Source organism: Streptomyces sp. GESEQ-35 (assembly GCF_017948485.1).
Classification (GTDB): Bacteria; Actinomycetota; Actinomycetes; order Streptomycetales; family Streptomycetaceae; genus Streptomyces.
In genome coordinates this window covers 139,196-159,909 of record NZ_JAFFSX010000025.1, presented here as the reverse complement: position 1 = coordinate 159,909, position 20,714 = coordinate 139,196, and the positions used below count along the sequence as shown (strand labels likewise).

Annotated in this window: 1 protein-coding gene (cut by both window edges); it reads left to right on the top strand. The window is 70.9% G+C overall.

The whole window is internal to a lonely Cys domain-containing protein gene (locus KCH87_RS50230) on the top strand: the coding sequence, 43,713 nt in all, runs 8,765 nt past the left edge and 14,234 nt past the right edge, and what appears here is coding positions 8,766–29,479 (codon 2,922, partial, through codon 9,827, partial); the first codon wholly inside the window starts at position 2. Both the start codon and the stop codon lie outside the window.

Genomic DNA, 20,714 nt, shown 5'->3' with positions numbered 1-20,714 from the left:
GGCGATGATCGGCCGGAATCTCTACGATCCCGTCGACATGGCCGCCTACCACCTCGATCTGATGGGCGCGTTCTCCAAGGGAACCGAGATCCTCTCGCCCACGGGCCAGAGCGTGGGCCGCAACTTGACCGGCCGCCCGTTGGCGGACCCCTTGCTGGCCGATGGCTACCGTGTGTCACCGGACGGCACCTACACAAACACCGAGATCCGCTGGCTCGGTGGAGACGGTCACTACTGGCTGTTGGCCGATAAGGACGGGGATGGCACCGAGATCGACTTGCCCGGCGGTAGCCTGCCGGGCGGTCGCCTGAAGGTGCCGCATGAAGAGGTCGCGGCGCTCGTCAGGGACGATCACCTGCTGTTCGACAGCCCGCTCACCGCGGTACCCGTCAAGCTGTTCGGTACGGCGGCGGGGACCGGACTGGAGAGTGCTGTGGCCGCGCGGGAGGGCGCGGCCCGGAACGTGCTGACGCCCGCGCACCCGGCCCGGCTGGAGTCCAACAGCCATGGCCCGCACAAGTGGACCATGCTCGCCATGCAGGCCGACCCGGCGCGCACGTCTGCCGACGACGACTGGATCCGCACTACCCCGCCGCCTCTGCCCGGAGCGCACAGCAGTCCTGCCGCGGCGGTCATCAGCCACAGCGCGTCCGTGGAATCCGGGAACCCGGAGCCGGACCGGGCCGCGGAAGTGGCCGAGGAGACGGCGGACACCACGTCGGCGACGGCTCCCCGCGCGCGGCCCGCCGAGTCCGGGCTGTCCCCGTACGGCGAGGCCGCCCGTCGGCCTCGCCCTCAGGGCACCCGGCTGTCCGTCCCGCAAGGCGGCGACGGCCTGCTGGCGGCCGTGCTGGCGAGCGGCCCGAGGTTGCTGCGTGACCGGGTGCCGGGTCTGGCAGAGCGCGACCCGGCGGCGTACGTGTGGCTGTCGGATCCGGCTCGGGTGCGGCGCGATCTCGCAGGCCGGGCAGAGGAGTTGGCGGCGACCCCGTACGCCGCTGTGCTCGCCGCCATCCGCGAGATGGTCACGTACCGGCTGGCGCGGGGCCGCGGCCGGGGTGCCGGTCAGATGTTGGTGCAGTACCGACTGAGCGCCCTGGAGGAGGAGTCGTTCGCGGAACGCGTCGCCGGGATGGAGCTGCCGGAACTGGTCTCGAGGCTGGTTGAGCTCGGCGTCGTTCTGCCGGAGGAGAGCGATCTCGCGACGGACGAGGGACTGCGCGGCGAGCTGGCCGACCTGCTGCTGCGTCATGAGCCGCTCCAGGATGATGAGTTGAGCGCTCTCGTCACCGTGGTCATGGACTGGTCGGATCACTGGGACTCGCAGGAAGGCGAGGCGTTCCTGCCGTTGCTGGCGCACATTCTCGATGTGCGGTTCGACGTGTTCCGGGCCGGGCCGTACGGCGAGGTCGGGCCGCTCGACTTCCGGACGCACCAGTCCGTCGGCGCCGCGGATGCCGAGCGGACGATCGAGCTGTTCCACTTCGCTTCCTACGCTCAGGACTCTGGCGACGAGCGCTACGAGGGCAGTGACGCCACCGACGGCGCGGTCGCCGAGAACGAGCTCTGGGAGGACTTCCGGGCGCTGTGGGACCCGGAGCCGCTTCCTTCGGCCGAGTCGCCGGCCGAGTCGCCCGCGGTGCCGCCCGCCCGAGCCCCCCGGCCCAGGGTGCCCGGGGCGCAGATCGACGAGGAACTCCAGGAGCGCCGACCGGCCCGGATGGACCGGGAGATGGCGCCGCCGCCGCGGTTCCCCGGCCCCAGTACGTTCACCGACGACAGCCGGATTCCGGGCTACGCCGACGGCCTGCTGCCCTTCTCACCCGAGGAAGAGCACGACGAGGACAGCCTGTTCACCTTCGGCCCGGGCCAGGCGCGGCTGCGGGGCACCGACCAGGTCGTGCAGGGCATCCGTACGGAGCTGGACTCTACGGACCGGGAAACTAGGCCGGAGCAGCCGTCCGCGCGACCGTCAGCCCGGCGCTCGGAGGCGCCGCACAGCGACGACATCCGCGCGGACGTGTTCCTCAGGGTCCAGCAGGCAATGGCCGAGCGGCCGGCCTCCTTCGCCGGGAGAGGACGGGAATTCCTCTACCGCACGGAGTCCGGCCGACTGCGCAAGCTGCACGTCAAGATCCGCAACTACGGTGCCTGGGAGCGGTTCAACGACGGCAAGGGGCCCACCAGGTCCGACATCGTCCACCGCGGCCAGACCACCACCGGCGGCACCAAGACAGTCAGCCAGACCCGGCAGCTGACGCCCAGCGCCCCCATCGGGCCGCTGAAGGAGATTGTCGCCCCGTTCGGCAGGATCTCCACCCGGCTGGGCTGGTCCCGTGACCTGACCTACACGATGAACGACCGGGTGATGCACCACGGCGAGACCCGCACCGTGGACCACTCCCACCTGCACCTCGACGACGTCTACTACGACGTGAAGGTCACCGACGCACTGCCGCCGCGTCCCGCCAAGCGCGGGGTGCTGGGCACCCCGTGGCGGGCTCGCCCCGCACGTGAGGCGGCGGGCGACGTCGACTTCGGCCTCGGAGTGTGGAGAGGCCTTGCCGCCCGGCTGCCGGACAGCGTGACCGCGCCCGGCAAGGAGGGGACCCGCACACCGCGCCGGATGGCGCTGGGGGCCGGGTCGGACTACCGGCTGGTCGTCACGGAGGCGTTCGGCCCGACCGCCGAGATGCGGGACTGGGCGGCAGGCAGGGTGGGCGCCGAGCCGGGGACCGGGGCCTACCGTGACCTGGGCGGGTTCTTCTCCCCTGAGAACTTCCAGCAGAACGCCCGGCGGCTGGCGCCCTCCATGGTGGCCGGGCCGCAGCTGTTCGCCGACGACAAGAAGGGCACTCCGCTCGGCGCGTTCGTCGTCGAGCGGATGGTCCCCGGACGTGCGGTACTCGCCTCGGAGACCGATCTGGCCGAGATCCGTGACCTGGGCCAGCTGGGCATCATCAACACCCGCAAGCAGGGCAAGACGTACAAGACGGATCTGGGCGCCGCCGCGGGACTCGTCTTCAACCTGCCGACCTTCGGCGTCGCCGACGCGCTCGCGGACTGGGTGAGCCGGCTCAAGCCCCGGCTGCGGCTCGGGCCCAGCGCGCGATTCGCCCACGCCCGGGGACGGACCATGGTCACCGGCGGCACGGGCGAGGTCAAGGCGGCAGGGCGGGCCAAGTCCACCCCCACGGCGCTGTACCGGGTGGAGAAGACCGTCTACATCCGCAAGACCGGGGACACCGAGGCCCGTGCCTTCCGCACCTGGAGCCTCGACCGGATGACCCAGGGCGAGGCCCGCCGCCTGGCCGGCATGGACGACGGGACGACGCTGGCCAAGCGGAACGGCAAGGAGCCGTACGCGCCCGCCTATCTGACCGAGAACAGCCCGCCGACCCTCGGCATGAGCCGCGCCGAGCAGTTCTTCTTCGCCGATGGGCGCTACCGGGACGGCGCCGGCAACACCATGGTGGACGCCTTCACCCAGCAGGTCCTGAGCGCGGTCTCCCGTAAGTACCCCCGGATGGTCGCCACACTCGACGAGCTCGGGGATCCGGACGACAGCAGGTGGCGCAATCACGGCCACTACCAGACGGTGCTGGAGAACACCCTCAAGGTCATCAACGCGCTCTCCCACCACTCCCTGGTCGGGAACCTGGAGCCCCTGCCCACGACCGGGGCGCGTATCACACTGGTCGAGCCCGGCCGGTTCACCCGTGACCGCCGCTACATCTGGCTCGACGCGGAGCTGTTCGACCGGCGCTTCGAGGGCCACGCCGACTCGGTCCTGCGGCGCGGTGTGCCGGGCAGCACCCCCGTCGAAGGCGGGCAGTCCGGCGTTCAGGGATCCGAGGCCGGGGTGGAGGGGATGTTCTCCCTCCGGGACGCGGACCTCACGGACGACAACGTCGCCTCTCTGCACGCGGGCACGGCGCAGGTCGGCTACCGCGCGAACTGGCAGCGGCGGGTCGAGTCCGGATACGGCATCGTCGCCTCCCTCGACCCGCTCACTGCCACCGTGGATCCGGGCCACCTGTACAGCTACGGCATCGCGCTGAAGGTCAGCACCGGCGGCTACTGGCGGTTCCGCGGCTGGCTGCGCGGTTTGTTCTCGCTCGGCGTGCTGGGCACCCAGCCGTTCGTCTTCGGCGAGGAGCAGACCGATCTCATCGGGGGGATGTCCGATGTGCCGGCCGTGACCGGACGGGTGCTGCTCAGCGTCCCCTCCGATCACAGCCCGGAGCGGGACCCGCACGCCCCGGGTGCCGACAACCCCTACCGGGGGCCCGGCCGGGTCGAGCAGGGGTCGATGTCCCGTTCCCGCGCCAGGGAGCTCGTGCGGGGGCGCCCGTCGGCCGACTCCGGCCGGCAGTCGGGGCTGGGACCGCTCGACAAGATCCCGCACCAGACCATGTCCGTGGTGGCCACCCCCCACGACGAGGCCATCATGAAGGGAGTGCTGGACGAGGCCTCGCACGGAAACTGGAATCTGACGCACACCGGGGCGGCTCCTCACGACGCGGCGGCACGGACGCAGCAGCCGCAGTACCTGACGGCCGACTTCGACCAGAGCACGGGTCCGATGGGCTCGCGCAACACGGGTCTGATGGCCAAGGGCCCTTATATCGACTGGCTCTTCAGCACCGTCCACCGCGTACGGGTCACCGGGCTGCGCGGGCTGACCAGGCCCAGCCGGATGGACACGGAGGTGAGCGTCGGCAGCAACATCAAGGCCTCCGGCCTCGAAGGCAGCTCCGGGAACCAGCGGGCGGGTGCCACGGTCATCTACAGCGAGAGCCACGGCACCTCGCAGACGACGTCGACGGGCAACTACGGGGTGCACCTGACGCCGTGGTTCCGTTCGAAGGGACAGAGCGCTCTCGTCAGCCGGACGGTGACCTCGGAGGTCGGCCGCCTGGACAAGGGGTACTCGGTGCTGGCCGCGGGCGACGTCCGGCACGAGTTCGCGGCCGAGATGCGCAACCTCGGTCCCCTCTCGCCGCTGAAGTCGGCCTTCCGCAGCCTGCACGACTGGGCCGGGAAGTGGATGCTGGTCAAGGGCGGCTGGCTCGGCCATGTGCCCGAGCGCATCGCACTCTCCATGGGCCTGGTGCGCGGCGACGACCTGGGCGCGGGGCCGGCCTACACGCGCAGGAAATGGACCCAGCCCGGCTGGTTCCGGCAGCACCCGTTCGCCATCCACACGGTCAACAGCCTCGACACCGCGGCGGCCCTGGAGGGATTCGAGGCCAAGCTGCGGGACCTGGGCATCGACGACGAGAGCCGCGAGAACATCAGGCGGCTCGCTTCGGGCCGGCTCACCCGCGCCCTGCGCCAGGAGCTGGCGGACGCCGGCCCCTCCACCGTCGCCAGGATCGGCGGCCCGGGGTGGAAGCGGGCCCGGATCGGGGGCCGCAACGTACGCATCCGGGTGCAGCTGGTGCCGGTCGAGGATGGTCAGACCTTCGAACGGCTCTGGCCGGCGACCGATCTGCGCGACCACCTGTGGGCGACCGAGACCCGAACCGGTTCGGACACCTCCGCCAAGGGCGCCGATGCCGGCCTGCTCGCTAACGAGGCGGTGCACACCGGCGACAGCACGGTGCGGGCGGCGGGCCCCGCGCTCACCGGGACCGGCACCAGGCAACAGAGCTTCCTCGAATCCTCCACGGCCACGGTGGCCCGGCTGCGGACGATGTTCACAGTGGAGCCGCACGCCGAGTTCGCGACGCACTACCGGGTCCGTTTCACCCTGGAGATGGGTCGCTCCAAGGGGAGCGAGCCGCGCAACCCGGACTCCCGCCGAGTGACGCACGAGGACGACGCCGGCGTGCTCCACGACCTCGTCCCGCTCAGCCTGATGCGCGCGGAACCCGAGAACCCCGACGACCCACTGCGCCTGCCGCAGATCGGGGCCCTGCCGCCGGTCATGAACGTGCTGAAGGGGCGGGCCAACCCGGCGAACACCGCCGGAGGCGTCGAGGCCTGGCGGTCGATCCAGTGGCCGGACGGGACGAAGAAGCCGTTCGCGGTGCCCGCCAACGGCTTCCACGCCCGCACCGTCATCGGGGCGGAGAACGTCCACGAGGCCGGCGTCCTCGCCCTTGCCAGCGCGTTCGACAACCGGCTCGCCGGCGTCTCGGCGCAACTCGAGGGCGAGGAACTGGAGTCGGCGCTGCGCAAGGCCCGCATCACCCCGCTGACCGCGGAGGGCACCGGCTCCGCGCAGACGCTGGAGGACGGCCATGGGAGCCGCGCCCTCAGCGCGTTCCTCGAGCAGGCATCCGGGCCCGGGGGCTACCAGACCGCCGGGCTGGCCGAGAACACGATGCTGGACGGCTCGAAGGCGACGCTCACGGAGTACATCCGTCCGCACTTCGAGGAGGCTCAGCTCCTCGCGGTGACCGACGGCTCCCGGATGGAGTCCTTGGTCCGGTACGTCGCCAGCGACGGTTCCACGGTGACGCTGGACGAGGGCGGCTCGACCGATCCGAGCGGTTTCCCCACCCTGCTGATGGATCCGACCGGCAGGAACAACCCCGGCGGCATCGGCCCGGGCGTGGACGGCAACGAGGGCGAGGCCGGCGAGAACACCCCCGAGCAGACCCACCAGTTGAACATCAAACCCAACACGGGGCGGGCCTTCGCGTTCGCCATTCCGACCGACTGGCTGAGCGTTGCCGACACCGACCGGCAGTTCAAGGACAGTTCGGTCGCCAAGTGGGCCCGCGACCACCTGATGGGGCCGTTCGGCGGCGTCAAGCCGGGCACGCAGGCCGTCGAGTCGCAGGCCGTGGTCGTGGCCTGGGTCCGTGAGGACGTCGCCCGCAATCTCGGCCTGATCACCGACGGGAATTTCCCCAAGAAGGTCGCCGAGGCGTGGGACGAGGCCGGCAAGGCGGCCAAGGCCTGGGCCGCGGCCGACAAGGCGTACTGGGCGCTGCGCCGGGAACTGCCGGACCTGCGGGACGCCGTCGACAAGGCGGTGGCCGAGCGCTCCGCCGCCCGGCGGCGCCGGGACGCGCTCCAGCACGTCCTCCGGGTTGCCGAACGGGGCGCCAGGGCGCAGTTCGAGGCATCCGTGGCCGCCGCCGACCGCGTACTGGAGGCCCCCGCCGCCGAACTGCCGGCCGACTTCTCCAGCCGGCTCCAGCCCGCCCTCCAGGTGGAGGCGGAGGCGGCCCAGGCCGTACGGGACGCGCTGCAGGCCGGGCTCCAGCTCGCGCCGGACGCCGACGCCGCGCGTCAACGGGCCGCCGATGAGGCGGTCACCGAGGCGCGTACGGCACAGGACGAGGCCGACGCCCTGGTCGCCCTGCTGCGGCAGGACGAACGGGACCGGCTCATGGCGGAGGCGATCCTGGCCCGTGACGCGCGGCTGGCCCGGGCGGCGGCGGACCTCTCGGCCGCCGAGCAGCGGGTGCAGTCCGCCGCCGTCGCTGTGGGCGATGCCAACAAGGCTGTCGAAGACCGGCTGCGCGAGATCGAGGAGCAGCGCGTTCGCGCCGAGTCCGCAGCCGAAACCCTCCACGAAGTGCGCGCCGCCACCGACCGGTTGACCCGCTGGCACAGTCTCCCCGCCGACCCGGTGGTCGACGCCGCATTCCCGACCCGGGGCGGGGTGCCGGAGCCGGAGCTGCCCGGTGCCCGTGCGGCACGGCCCGGCCCGCGAGCGGCACGCCCCAGCGGGCTGGCGACGATCCCCGAGGAGCCGGCGCGATACACCGCGCTGCCCCTCCCGGAGGATGCCCCCGACGGCGCGGCCGCGCTCCTGGCCCCGGACGGCACAGGGCACTGGCTGAAGGACGTTCCCAGGGACGGCAGGTCCTTCGCCCGCGCGTTCTCCGAGGCACACGCCACGCTCACCGGGGCCGCGCTGCCCGAACTCGAAGCCGCAACCGAGGCCGAGGGGCTCCAGGCCCGGCTCGCGGATGCGCTGGACGGGCTCCCCGACGACTCCCCGCTGCTGGCCTATCTCGCCCCGGACGAGCGGGACGTGTTCACCGCCGCCGAACTCGACGGCGCGGCACTCGACCTGGGCACCGACACTCCGCAGCGCCGCGAGTTCGACGCGCTCGGAGTGATCCCGCACTCGGCAGGAGACCAGCCGGTCCCCGAGCGCGCCCACCGTCCGCTGAACGCGGCCCAGCGTCGCGGCCTGGCCGCGGCGCAGCTGCGCCGCCCGGCGGACGCCCCGCAGGACCAGGGTTGGGACCACGGCGCGGCGGACGTGCTCCCGGCGCTGGCGGCGCTGTTGACGGGGGAGGGCGTACGGGTCGTCCTGGAGGACGGCAGCTTCCTCGACTACGACCCGGATCCGACCCAGCCGCTCCCCGCTGACGCACCCCGCGTGGTGCTCCACCTGACCGGCAAGCACTACCGCGCGGTGCTGCCGCAGGACATGACGGAGCGGCCGGCCGCGTCCGTGCCGGCCCCGCCCGCGCCGACGCCCCCGGCCGACGCGCGCCCGGCCCACGAACACCGCCCCTGGACCTGGGATGCGCTGAACGGGACGAGCAGCGCCGGCAAGCCCAAGTTCGACGCGGCCACGGACCCCAGGACGCTCACCGGACCCGACGGCCGCGTGCACGACCTGCATGAGCCGACCGGCTCCGGAAACGGCTTCTACGAGGCGGTGGTCCGCGCACTCGCAGCGGCGGCCGGATCGGACACCATCGACCTCGCCCGGGCCACCGCGCTACTGCGTACGCGTACGCTGACGGCCCCCCACCCGCTGCGCGCCGGCGCCACGCTGGACCCCCGCGCGGTCTTCACCCGGGAGGAGCTGCGGGAGGCCGGCGTCGTCCTGACCCCGGCGCAGGAGGCGGAGTTCGACCGCAGGGGCGGTCGGCTGCCCGCGACGCTGATCCCGGACGCCGGCCAGCGGGCCAAGCTCATCCGCACGCACCTCTACCGCGCCGGGCACTGGGACGCGGGCTCCGCGCGGGAGGCCGCCGACCTGCTCGCGCGGATCAACCGGATACGCCTCACGCTCGTGCACGAGAACGGCACGTTCGAGACCTTCGGCGACCCGAAGACCGCCGCCGCGCGCGCCGTGACGGTCTACGAGCGCGGCCACGATTTCCTGGCGGCCGTGCCCCGCGCCGCCGACCACCCGCAGGCCCGCGCCGCCCTCCCGCCGCCTCCCGCCGCACCGGTACCCCCGGTCGCGGTGACACCGGCACCCACGCCCGCGCCGGTGGTGGCGCTGCCGGCCACCGGCCCCGAGGGCGCGAAGGAAGCCCTCAAACCGCGCCCCGCACCGGAAGGGGCGACGGACACGGATACACGGCGCCGGGTCGCGGCCGACGGCCGGTCGTTCGCCGTGCTCTCCGTACGGCCCGACGGGCACTGCCTGGTCGAAGCCGTGCGGGGCAGCCTCGCCGCGCAGCAGCCCGATGCGTACGGCGCCGGTTTGAGCAGGGAGGAGGTGCGTGCTCACGCAGTCCGGTGGTACAAGAACTCCGAGAACGCCGCCGCTGTCCGCGCCCAGAACGCCCTCCGGGATCCGCTGGAGACGCTCGTCCACGACCGGTTCCCCCACTTGGCGAGCCTCCTGCAACTGCTGGGCCGTACCAGCCCCCCCGAGCTCACCCGCGAGCAGCGGGCCCGGATCAGCAAGCAGCTGGCCGATGCCCGGCGCCGGAACCAACTGCTCGGCCTCGCCGCCGAAGCAGAGGACCGGGAACTGCTGGCCGACCTCCCGACGGGGGCAGTGTGGGCCCTCCTGCCCGGTGTCCGGCCCGCGCCGGAGCCGACGCTCGGCGAACGGCGGCAACAGCTGACCGAACAGGCCCAGGCCGAGACCCTGCGGGCCGAGGTGCTGGACATGCTGCGCGCCCCCCGCGGCGACGCGCGCGCGGACGCCGCGGACGCGCAGTGGCGGCGCATCCGTGCCACGTTGCCGTACACCGTCGAGCAGGACCGCGCCGCTTTCGCCTCGACCGGCTATGGCGAGCTCGTCGAGGACTCCCTGGCCTCCGCCGAACTGTGGCAGTCGCCGTTCTACGACGAGGCGCCCTCGCTGCTGGCCCGCTCGCTGGGCCTGAACCTCGTGCTCGTACAGCCGGACGGGAGCGGCGGCTTCCTCACCTGGCGTCTCGACCCCGACGCCACCGGACCGGCGGTCCACGTCTACTACAACGGCCAGGACCACTATGAGACGCTCGTCCCGGCCGGGGCCGCCGACGTCACCGGAGCGGGACCGGAGGGCGAGACCGCACCGGAGCCCGGGGTGGTTCTTCCGGCACCGGACCAGGAAGCGCGGGACTGGCTGATGGAGCTGGCTCGTCGGTACGGGGCGAGCGAGGACTTCGTGCGACGCCTGACGGAGGGGCTGTCGCGACAGACCCTGCTGGCGCTGCGGGATCTCGGCTCCGACGTGCGCGGGGCCGGTTCCACGCCCGCGGGGAAGTCCTCGGCGCAGGCGTCGGCGCCCCTGCCCGCTCCAGGGCAGCGGATCGGCACCGAGGCCAGGCCGTTCACCACAGCCGCGGCGCCCCCTGCTCCCGCGGAGGAGAAGGCCGGCGGCGGCGTACGGGTGCCGATGTCGGCCACCGAGATCGAGGAGGACTTGCGCGACGCGGTCAATCGTGAGTTGAACCGGAATCACTGGCGCGGCAAGCCGGTGGACACGGAAACCGCGCTGCAGCGTGAGGCCGAACTGGTGGCGAAATATCCGTCGTCGCAGAGGCTGTGGTCGTGGCAGCGTGCGGATCAGATCGCCCAGATCATGGTGACGGAGGTCCGCGACGGCAAGGACCGCGTCATCGAGCCCGGGCATCCGTCCCGAACCCTCGGCGGTGCGCCTCCGCAGGGCGTGAGTTCCGAGCAGTTGCAGCACATGGAGGAGTACTCGGCGCAACAGTTCGCCGGGGCCATCGAGGGCCGGCCGGTCGACGTGGGGCGGTTGCTCGGGCTGCTCAATCAGCGGGCGTCTTTTGCGGGTTCCACGGCGACACCGGCGTTCGAAATTGCCGTACAGCAGCTCACCGGTTCGCATCCTGCCGAGCTGCTGGACCGGGCGGTGAGCGAGGGGAGGCTGGACAGCGGCCATGTCCAGTCGGTGCTGAGCGGCCTGGGCTACTCGCACGTCTTCTCCGCGAGCAACCACGGCGTGGGCAGTGTTGCTGTCGCCCCGGATTCGGACCCCGCGCAGCTTCCGCAGGTGCAGCAGTTCACCGACCATCTCTACGCCTTGGTGTCCGCCGGTCAGGGCGAGGCCGCTCTGGACTACCTCGCGACGCTGGACCGGGACCTGGAGAAATTGTGGGCGGTTTTCGATGCCTGGTTCCATCGATACGGCTCGATTCTGCCTGACGAGCTGTCGCATGTGCTCCAGTCATCAAGTCATCGGGACCGTATCGGCCATGTGCTGGGGGGGTCGTACTGGGAGCCGGTCGCGTGGGAGCAGGCTCAGGCGTGGTACCAGATGATGGCGCAGCTGGGGTATCAGCATTACCGATGGAACAGTTTGCCGGTGCCGCACAACCATCCCGAGACGGGTTGTGAGCTCCGTGCCCATGTGATGGCGCTGAAGCTGTGGCAGTGGGGCGCGCGGGTGCGGAAGATTTCCGTTTCGCAGGTCGGAACACTTTCCGTTGTCACGCCCAATGCGATAGGGGCGACAAGTGACAGACCGGGAACGGTGACATGGGGAAACCATATTGCTCCGGTTGTGGATGTGCGTATGCCCGACGGTTCCGTTGGGGTCATGGTGATCGACCCTGCTCTGGGTCGGGGACTGCTGACGGTGGAGCAGTGGTTGCAGGTCATTGGTGTGCGGACGGATCGGCCTTATCAGCTTCATGTCGGTGCGTTCAGCGATATCCAGGAGGAATTCCGTCGCGAAGCGGCGCAGCACCCGGAGAGGTGGGACACCAGCGCGGACGACAGGGGGGGTCCGGTCCAGCCGCGGGTGGTTATTTCCGAGGCATATACCTATGTTTTCCCGTACCCCTACAGTGAACGTAAATACGATTCCATCCGTTCGCTGCGTGAAACTCATGACTATTACCGAAGTGTCATTGACACAATTGCCGCGAATACGTGGGAAGGCATTCACCGTGCGGTGATCAGGAGTACTTGGGAAAAGCTGGCGTCGCAGGACCGGGATCCCCAGTGGGCGCGGCAGCAGTACGACTGGCTGTTCAGCGTGGGCAAGGCGGATGACTACCGGCAGCTGGCCCTGGCGCTGCGCGAGCAGTTCGATCCGTGGCGGACCAGCCCGGAGCCTCCCCCGGCGACTCTCGCTACGAGTGATCTGGGACTGCCCAGCCTGGACAGGCTGCTGGCCCCCGGGTTCCTGGAGGCATGGGAGGACACGGCAGATCTCGATCATCTGGAGACCGTCGTGGATGTGGCGGGGCTGTTGGGGCTGACTTCTCGCCCAGGCACCTCAGCCCACCTGTCCACTGCCGGGCCGTCCGCCGGACCTTCTGACGCTCCGCCGCGTGACAGGCGCGGGCGCGGCGGGGCCGGGTCCGGGAGCCGGTCCGGGCTGCGCGGCGGTTCGGCGGACACCAGAGTCGACCCGATCGCGGCGCATTGGCCCATAGGCCGTGAACTCACCCTCGCCGAACCGCGGTTCGGCGACGTCACCGAGCTGCCCAAGGACCGTGCCGCCGAAGCGACGCGCGGCGACTCCGGGCAGGTTTTCACCTATCGGCGGCCCTCGCCGTCCAGTTCGACACCGCTGACGTACGAGGTCACCGGCGCCGGAGCGATCACCCTCCCGTCGGGCGAGCCGCCGATCTCCTCCAGCGGCTGGATACGCTTCGGCGACGACTTCGTCCACCGCACGTCGGGGGCGCTGCTGCGCGGCGACAGCGGATGGATCGGCAAGGTCGGCAACCTGGAGACCCTGCTGGAAGCCCTGGCGGAAGGGCTGCTGGACCCGAAGGCCGCCCCGTACACGCTGAGGGCGAACAAAGCGGGCCTCTACCTGATCCCCGACGACCCCAGCACGGGTTCTCCCGCCGCCGCCCATATTCCCTTCCCCGGCCGCTCCTCCGCTGCCACCCGGCGGCCCGTGCTCACACGGCCCGTGGACGGTGCGCCGCCGAGTTCGAGGACGAACGCGCCCCCGGCGGGGGCGCCGCCCTTGCTCGCTGCGGTGACGCCGCCGGTGCCGCAGACCCCGGAAATGGGTGACGCAATGGCTGCTGCCGGGACCGCTGGCCCGGCGGCGGTTCCCGTGCCTCCGCCGGCCTCCACCGGCGCGCTGCCTCCCGTACCGGCCGCACTGTTCCCGGCCAACTCGGCGGTCCCCGCGCCCGCTCCGCAGCCACCGGCACTTTCCAGGCAGCTTTCGCCGCCGGTGCGGGCGGAGTTCGGCGTCGAGGTGGAAACCTGGGGGGCCACGGTCCCCTTCTATTCCCGGGGGGTCGTGCTCCTGCAGGGGCGGGGGTGGCGGTTGGAGACCGACTGGCCGTCCGGCGGGCCGTTCGACCACTCCCACCTGGAGTTCGTGACGGAGCCGATGTCGGACATGGCGCAGATCGAGCGCGCCCTCCGGGACATCGTCGGAGCCGTCTCGCGTATGAGGGCGCTGGCACTGGCCGACCCGGACCACCGCTTCCGGCTGTCGGACGTGCTCGACGGGGCCCGGAACGACGTGAAGCTGGGGCGGGGGCAGGGGGACACGTTCGTCACTGTCAACGACGTCAGGTTCCCGGCGGTCCTGCAAGTCACCTACGGCATTGGCTTGTCGGATCTCCGCTCGGTGATCACCAGCCTGCTGCCGCGCGAGGAGGCGGAGAGGATCCGGCAGGAGACCTCCCGGATCGAGGAGTTCTTCGCCGCGAAGCACGGCCGGTCCCTGACGGCGGGCGCACGGGAGTTCGTGCGGCTGACCCTGATGTATCTGACACGGGCGGAGAGGGCGAAGCGGAAGGAGGTGAAGTCGGCATTCCGGCTGCTGCTCCGCAGCGACTTCTGCGCCATCCACGACGGGCTGCTCACCGACGAGGACCGCACGGACGTCGACTTGCTGCTGCTCGGCCGGGATGGCCAGCAGCTCCCGGACCTCATGCGAGCACTGGGCCATGACGTGACGGAGCGGGTCTTCCCCGGGCCGTACAAGGGCTGGGACGGCGCTGTGCACGACGGTCCCACCAAGGCCGAGTGGCTGCGCTCTATCGTGTACGGCCGGGGCGAGGGGGAGCTGAAGAAGGACCTCCTCTCGCCCCTGCCGGGTTTCCCCCTGCACACCGGGGATCTGGACGTGGCCTACAGCATGGGCGCCATGGGCGTTGACATCGAGCGCCAGCTCATCATCGTCGAGGGGCGCGGCGCGCCCGACCGTCCCAGGGAGGTGCCGCTGAACGGCGTCGTCATCCCCCTCGTGGCCCAGGAGTTCGGCAGGGCTGCGCGCCACAATCCGGCACTGGCGCAGGACGGCGGCCTCACCGCGTCACTGCCGGAGGCCGTCAAGATGGCGGGCAGGCTGGGCGATGAATTGCAGCGGCTCACCGAGATGCACTCCGCTGTGCAGCGGGCCGCCGAGAACCCCGAGGGCACGAGCAGGCGCACGATCTGGCGCAGCTTGGTGAACATGAACAAGGCGCTCAATGCCCTGCTGGCGGATGATGCCCCGGCGGCGCTGCGCGATGTGGCCGAGAGCATGCGGGAGTTGTCCGCTACGTGGCTGCTCCGATCCGGTGACGTGATCGCGGTGAACGCGGCCCTCTCCAAACTGGGCGCGCGGATAAGGGTGTTCGAGGCGGCCCTGTGGGAGGCAGAGAACCGTACGGGGCTCGCGGCAGCGCCCGCGCACGCCCCTGCGCTGCCGCCCGCGGGCCAGGACCCCACGTCTGTGGCGTCGTTGGCGAGGGCGGCCGTGGAGCCGGTGTCCCCCCAGCTGCTGAGCCGTGACGAGCTGACCGGGCTGGCGCGGGACGTCGCCCGGCGGGTGCCGGCGGGGGAGCCGACTGTCGAGCGGTGTGCGGAGCTGGTGCAGGGGCTGCGGGGCGAGCTGTATCCGCAGGGGGTACGTGCCGCGGGGACGCTGGACGACTCGGCGGTGAGTCGGAGCGGGCGCGAGTGGGCGCTGGCGGCGGGGCCGGGGTGGCGGTCGGTGCGGGCTTGGGAGGACATTGCCAAGGCGCTGCGGCGAGCGGGTCCGGGATCCGCGGCGTTCGTTCTGGCGCGGTGGCTGGGCCAACGGCCGGGGCACGCGTGGGCGGCGTACCACCTCGGTGGCGAGGACGGTGTGGTGTGGGTGGACCTGACGCGGCCGGAGAAGCTGCAGGTCTCCGGCAACCCGCCGGTCATGGCGCCGGTGGATGCACGCGCTGTGGTCGTCGGGCCGGAGGGCCAGGTGCTGGCGGGCCAGGCGCTGGAGGACACGCTGCCGTTGCTCGCGCAGTCCTCCGAGACCGAGCGTTCCGTGGTGGACGCCGCCACGGAACGGAGGTACGCCGGGTTCAGGGTTGAGGTCGAGGGCATCCGGGCCATCCGTATCAAGCACAAGGAAGGTCAGCCCGTCGCCGCCCGGCGGCCTCTGCTCACACGGCCCGTGGACGATGCGCCGCGGAGTTCGGGGACGAACGCGTCTCCGCCGGGGTCGCCGCCTGCACTCGCTGTCCAGCCCACACGTGCGCCGACGCCGCCGGTGCCGCGGGCCGGGCAGGAGCACTACGAGGGGATCCTCAACACGCTGTACGGGCAGCGGGCCCAGGGCGGGTGGGGGAGCGCCGCAGAGTTTGGCGCCCTGGTCCGGTTGGACGGGCTGCGTGCAGGGGTGCCTGCGTTGGCCGGCGGGCCATTGAACGTGGACGAGCTGACCCGTCGTGTGCTGATGCTGGCGCCGGATGTGTCGGTGACGGCGGGGCATCGTCGTGATCTGCTTGAGGCGGCGATGGACCAGGAGGGGCTGGACGCACGGACTCTTGCGCGCGTTTCCGCGGTGTATCTGGTGCACAACGGGATGTACGACGATCAGTTCCGTCGCAGGAATGCTCAGTATCAGGACCGGGGCTGGGACTGGACTTCGAGCGGTCTGCTGGCGGGCTTGGACCTGAGCAGGACAGGAACGGTCAGCGGTCCGGTGTGGGCGCCTGTTCCAGCGGTCGGTGACAGCCCGTGGAGCAGGGATGTGTACTGCTACGCCCCGAACGGCAGCGATGGGAACACGGTCGAGCTGCGGGGCCGTGCCGGGTTCAAGCGGCAGGTGCCGTTTGAGGTGTTCGCCGAGGCGATGGCGCTCGACCCGGCGTTGCGTCCGGTCCCGGCGGGTGTCGACATCCTGCTGTTGACGTCCGGGGCCGCGGCTCGGAACCTCCATCTCCTCGATGCGCCCGCGATCCGTGAGAACCGGCGGGTCTGGGCCGCCAACGGCCGTGTGTCGGCGGAGAGTCCGGGGCAGTCGGTCGGCAGTGTGCTCATGCTGGAGGCCCGGGACGGGGAGATCCGGTCGCGTTGGCTGGTGCGGGACCGGGATACGGCGCTGGCCGTCAGGCGTGAGAGCGGTGTGGTCGACTGGAACCGGAAGGAGGTCGCCTTCCCGCTCGTCGGCCCGGACCACCGCGTCTTCGGCTACCTGTTGATGGACCCTGCCGCGGATCCAGGGGACTTCGCCGAGCGCACACACGTGTACAGCCGTCTCCTTGAGGCCAAGCACTACGACATCCATCGTGTGGGAGGGGAAGACGAGTTCCCGGGGCAGAGCCCGACGCTTGTGCTGCCGTGGGTCGAGGCTGGACTGCCTCATCCGATCGTGGAGACCGCCCACGGCGGCCGGTTGGGCGTCACCCACTACACCGAGGACGGGAAGGTACGGCTCCGCGGGCGGGAGAACGCGCGCAGGATCGCGTACCTGGCGTCGCTGACCGGGCTGCCCAAGGAGCATCCCCTCGTGCTCCCGATGTGTTTCGGCGCGGAGTTCACCCCGGAGGGCTCCTCGCCGAGCCAGCCGGTGACCGGCGGCCTGCCGGCGGGAGTGGACCTGCTGGAGGTCGTGCCCGATGCTCAGCGCGCGTCTCAGATGGAAAAGCGGACCGTTTACACCACCCGCTTCAAGAACAACGCCGTGCCCGAGGAATACCGCTTCCCGGATACCGGTGCGGATGTGCCGATCTACCTCGTCTACACGGACGAGAGCGGCCAGAGGTCGTACTGGGTGGCCTTCCGGCCGGAGCCGGAGGGTGCCGAGCTCGACCGTGTGGCGGCGATGGCGCATCTGTATGACGGTTCGGGGGAGGCGTCCGAGGAGGTGTGGTACCGGGCGTTGCGGCTGGTGCGGGCGTTGCGGCTGGTGTTCGGTGCCTTCGTGGATGAGGGCGGGACTGCCGAGTACACGCGGTTGGTGAGCGGTATCGGGGCTCTGGAGATGTGGCGGGAGGCCGATCCGGCGTTGAACCGTCCCGGCGCCCAGCGGTTCACCATGGAACTGTTCGTGGCTCTCGCGCGGCAGCACCAGCGGAGCGGGCAGGCTGGGCAGCCGGTCACACCCGACAGCTACCGGCGTCTGCTGGAGGATGCCGCGGACCGGTGGGACGCGGGGCACAGGGGCCCGCTGACCGACTGGCTCCCATTGCCGGGCGTCATCGGAAAACTGAACTGGATGCACTCCCACCAGGATGTCGACAGCGCGGTGAGGGACGTAGCGGGGCTGGAAGCCATCGGGCCGCTCGGGGAGAGAGAGCGGGCGAGGGCGCTGTGGACACTGGTCAAGATCCAGGAGGTCATCGACAAGATCGAAAGCGGGACGTTCGCGGGGGACTCCACGATCACCCCTGCGACGTTCGCGCAGACCATGCTGCGCCTGCCCGCACCCGACGCCTCGCGTTTCTATGACTCCATCGTCGCGCTGAGCAGGGCGCTGGTGGCCGGCCGGGATGCCGAGGACCCCGACGCATTGGCCTCTCACGGTCTGGAGAGGGACGGCGCGCTGTCATCCGCCACCCTCGTCCGCGGACAGGACGGCATACCGTGGGGCAGGTTCATCAACGCCCAGCACCTGCATCCCGAGCAGTTCGACTTCAGCGTTCCCATGGAGTTCGACTCCAGCATCGTCACGTTGCTGAAGCGGACGCGGAAGCGCAAGGCCGATGGTTCGATCGTCGAATCGTTCGACTCGTACGGCCAGGAACCGGCCCCCTGGCCTGAGCGAGCCTTCGTGCATGGCGTGCTCGTGGACACTCCTCCGGTTGGGCAGCTCGTCGATCTGGCTTTCCGTGACCCGCAGTTGCGCTCGCTGAAAAGCAACGTTCCCGTTGTCACGACGTTCGCCATCGGCACCGGACTCGATGAGTTCGCTCGTATGACGGGCAAGAAGTCCTTCGGCTCCACACACCCGGTCGCCCCGTGGTTCGACAAGGGCCGCGGCGTCTACACCCTCGCGGTGTACCCGAGAAGCACGGAGTCGCAGGCCCCGTCAGGAACGTGGTCCTCGGTCACCCCGGACATGGGCGACGCAGCGGCTGCGGCCCGGGCCGCAGGCCCGGTAGCGGCCACGGACCTGGATCGCGCGCCTGAGGCGCCGTCGCCGGGGAGTCCTGTGGGCCCGGTGTCTCCTCGGTTGCTGAGCCGCGACGAGTTGACTCGGCGGGTGCGGGATGTCGTGCGGCGGGGGCCGTCGGCGTCACGGTCGGGCGAGCCGACGGTCGAGCGGTGTGCGGAGTTGGTGCAGGGGCTGCGGGACGAGTTGTATCCGCAGGGAGTGCGCGGCGCGGGGACGCTGGATGAGTCGGCGGTGGGCGGGAGCGGGCGCGAGTGGGCGCTCGCGGCAGGGCCGGGGTGGCGGTCGGTGTGGTCGTCAGCGGATGTGGCCGCCGGGGTGGAGGCGGCGGGGCCGGGGTCGGTGGCGTTCGTGCTGGCGCGGCGTCAGGGCAGTCGGCTGGGCGGTGAGGTGGAGGGCCGGCCGGGGCATGCGTGGGCGGCGTACCACCTAGGCGGTGACGACGGTGTGGTGTGGGTGGACCTGACGCTCCCGGTGGACACGCTCCGCGTCTCGTCCGTCCCGCCGAGAGTGGCGTCGGTGTCGGTGGAGACGCGGGCGGCGGTCATCGGCCCTGACGGGCAGATGCGGTTGAAGGCGCTGGCGCCGCTGACGCAGTCCTCGTCCACCGCCCAGGCGTTGGTGGACGCGCCCACGGGGCTCGGCTATGCGGGGGACGGCTCCGGGGCCCAGGACCGGCAGCCTCCCGGGTTCGCGGGCGAAGGAGACCTCCGGCGCGGCGCCTCGGGGGCGGTGCCTGGCGCGGATCCGGCGCGTGTGCGGGGGCTTGAGGAGGATTCGGCTCGCCGGTTCTGTGAGGTCTTCATGGGCGCCGGTGCGGTTGATGTGGGGCAGCTGCTGGGGGTGCTGACCCGGCGGGCCTCGATTGTGGGTGCCGCGTCGACCCCGGCTTTTGAGGCGGAAGTGCGCCGGGGGACCGGTCTTTCCCCTGTTGACTTGCTGCGTCAGGCGGTTGATGGCGGAGGGCTGGACCCGCGTTTTGCCTGGACGGTGGCGCAGGGGCTGGGACAAGAGTCCGCACCCCCCGGCCAGGGCTCGGGCCTGGGAGATGTGACGGTCGATTCCGCGTCGGATCCCGCGCGGCTTCCCCAGGTGCAGTCGTTCGCGCGCCGGCTCCACAGCTTCGTCACCGGCGCGGACGGGCAGGGCGCCCGGGATCTGCTGCGGACGCTGGATCGCGATCTGACGAAGCTGTGGCCGGTATTCGACGCGTATTCCCAGTTGTTCGCCATGGATCTGCGGACCGTGTTGGAGGAAATCGGCCGACATGAACAGGATCACTCTGACATCAGCCATGTGATGGGTGATCCGGTCCAGGAGCCGGTCCCGTGGGAGCTGGCCCGGTTGTGGTACGAGAAACTGGAGGGCCTGGAGTATCGGGACTCCAACGGGAACAGCCTGCAGCTGCCGTACAACTACCCCGAAGCCGGTGACCAGCTGCGCGCGCATGCGATCACGCTGAAACTGCGGCAATGGGGCGCGCCGGTCCGGAAGATTTCCGTCGCCTGGGCCGGAATGCTCTCGTTCTCCACGCACAACGCGGAAGCGGCCACCAATCAGGTCCAGGAGACCGTGAAGGTGCCGCACCGCATCGTTCCGGCTGTTGATGTGCTGCTGCCCGACGGGTCCGTTGTGGTGTCCGTGTTCGACCACGTGCTGGGCCGGGGGTTGTTGGCGGAGCAGCAGTGGCTGCCGGCCATGAGCGCGCCGCCGGTTCAGCCGGGGCAGCGCTATGTCGGGCAGTTCAGGGAAATTCAGAATGCCCTCCGTGCGGATGTGGGGGAAAATCCGTGGAACTGGGACACTTTCATGGATGACCGTATTAGGGGGCTGCCGGCTGAGCCTGTCGTGGTGATTTCTGAGGACCACTCTCCCTGGTTCCCGTTCCCCTTCCCGCGTGGCGATGACTTCCTGCCTCCATGGCCGTATGACGATGATTCCTTTACTTCGCTGCGAGACACTCACGCGTATTACCTCAGCCGAATGGACACCCTCACCCATCTGTCCATGGAGGGCGCCAAGCGCGCGGTGGTCAGGAGCATGTGGGACGTGCTCGTCACGGGGACTGCCACGCCGGACTGGGCACGGGAGATGTACGACTGGCTTCTCCGCTCGGAGGTGTACGGATACCCGCTGCTGGGCGAGCAGTTGCGGCGGTTGCTGGAAACGCCCCAGCCTGCTGTGCAGGATGACCCGTCGGGGAACAACACCGGCAACCTCGGCCAATCCGATCACGCCGTCGACTCAGAGA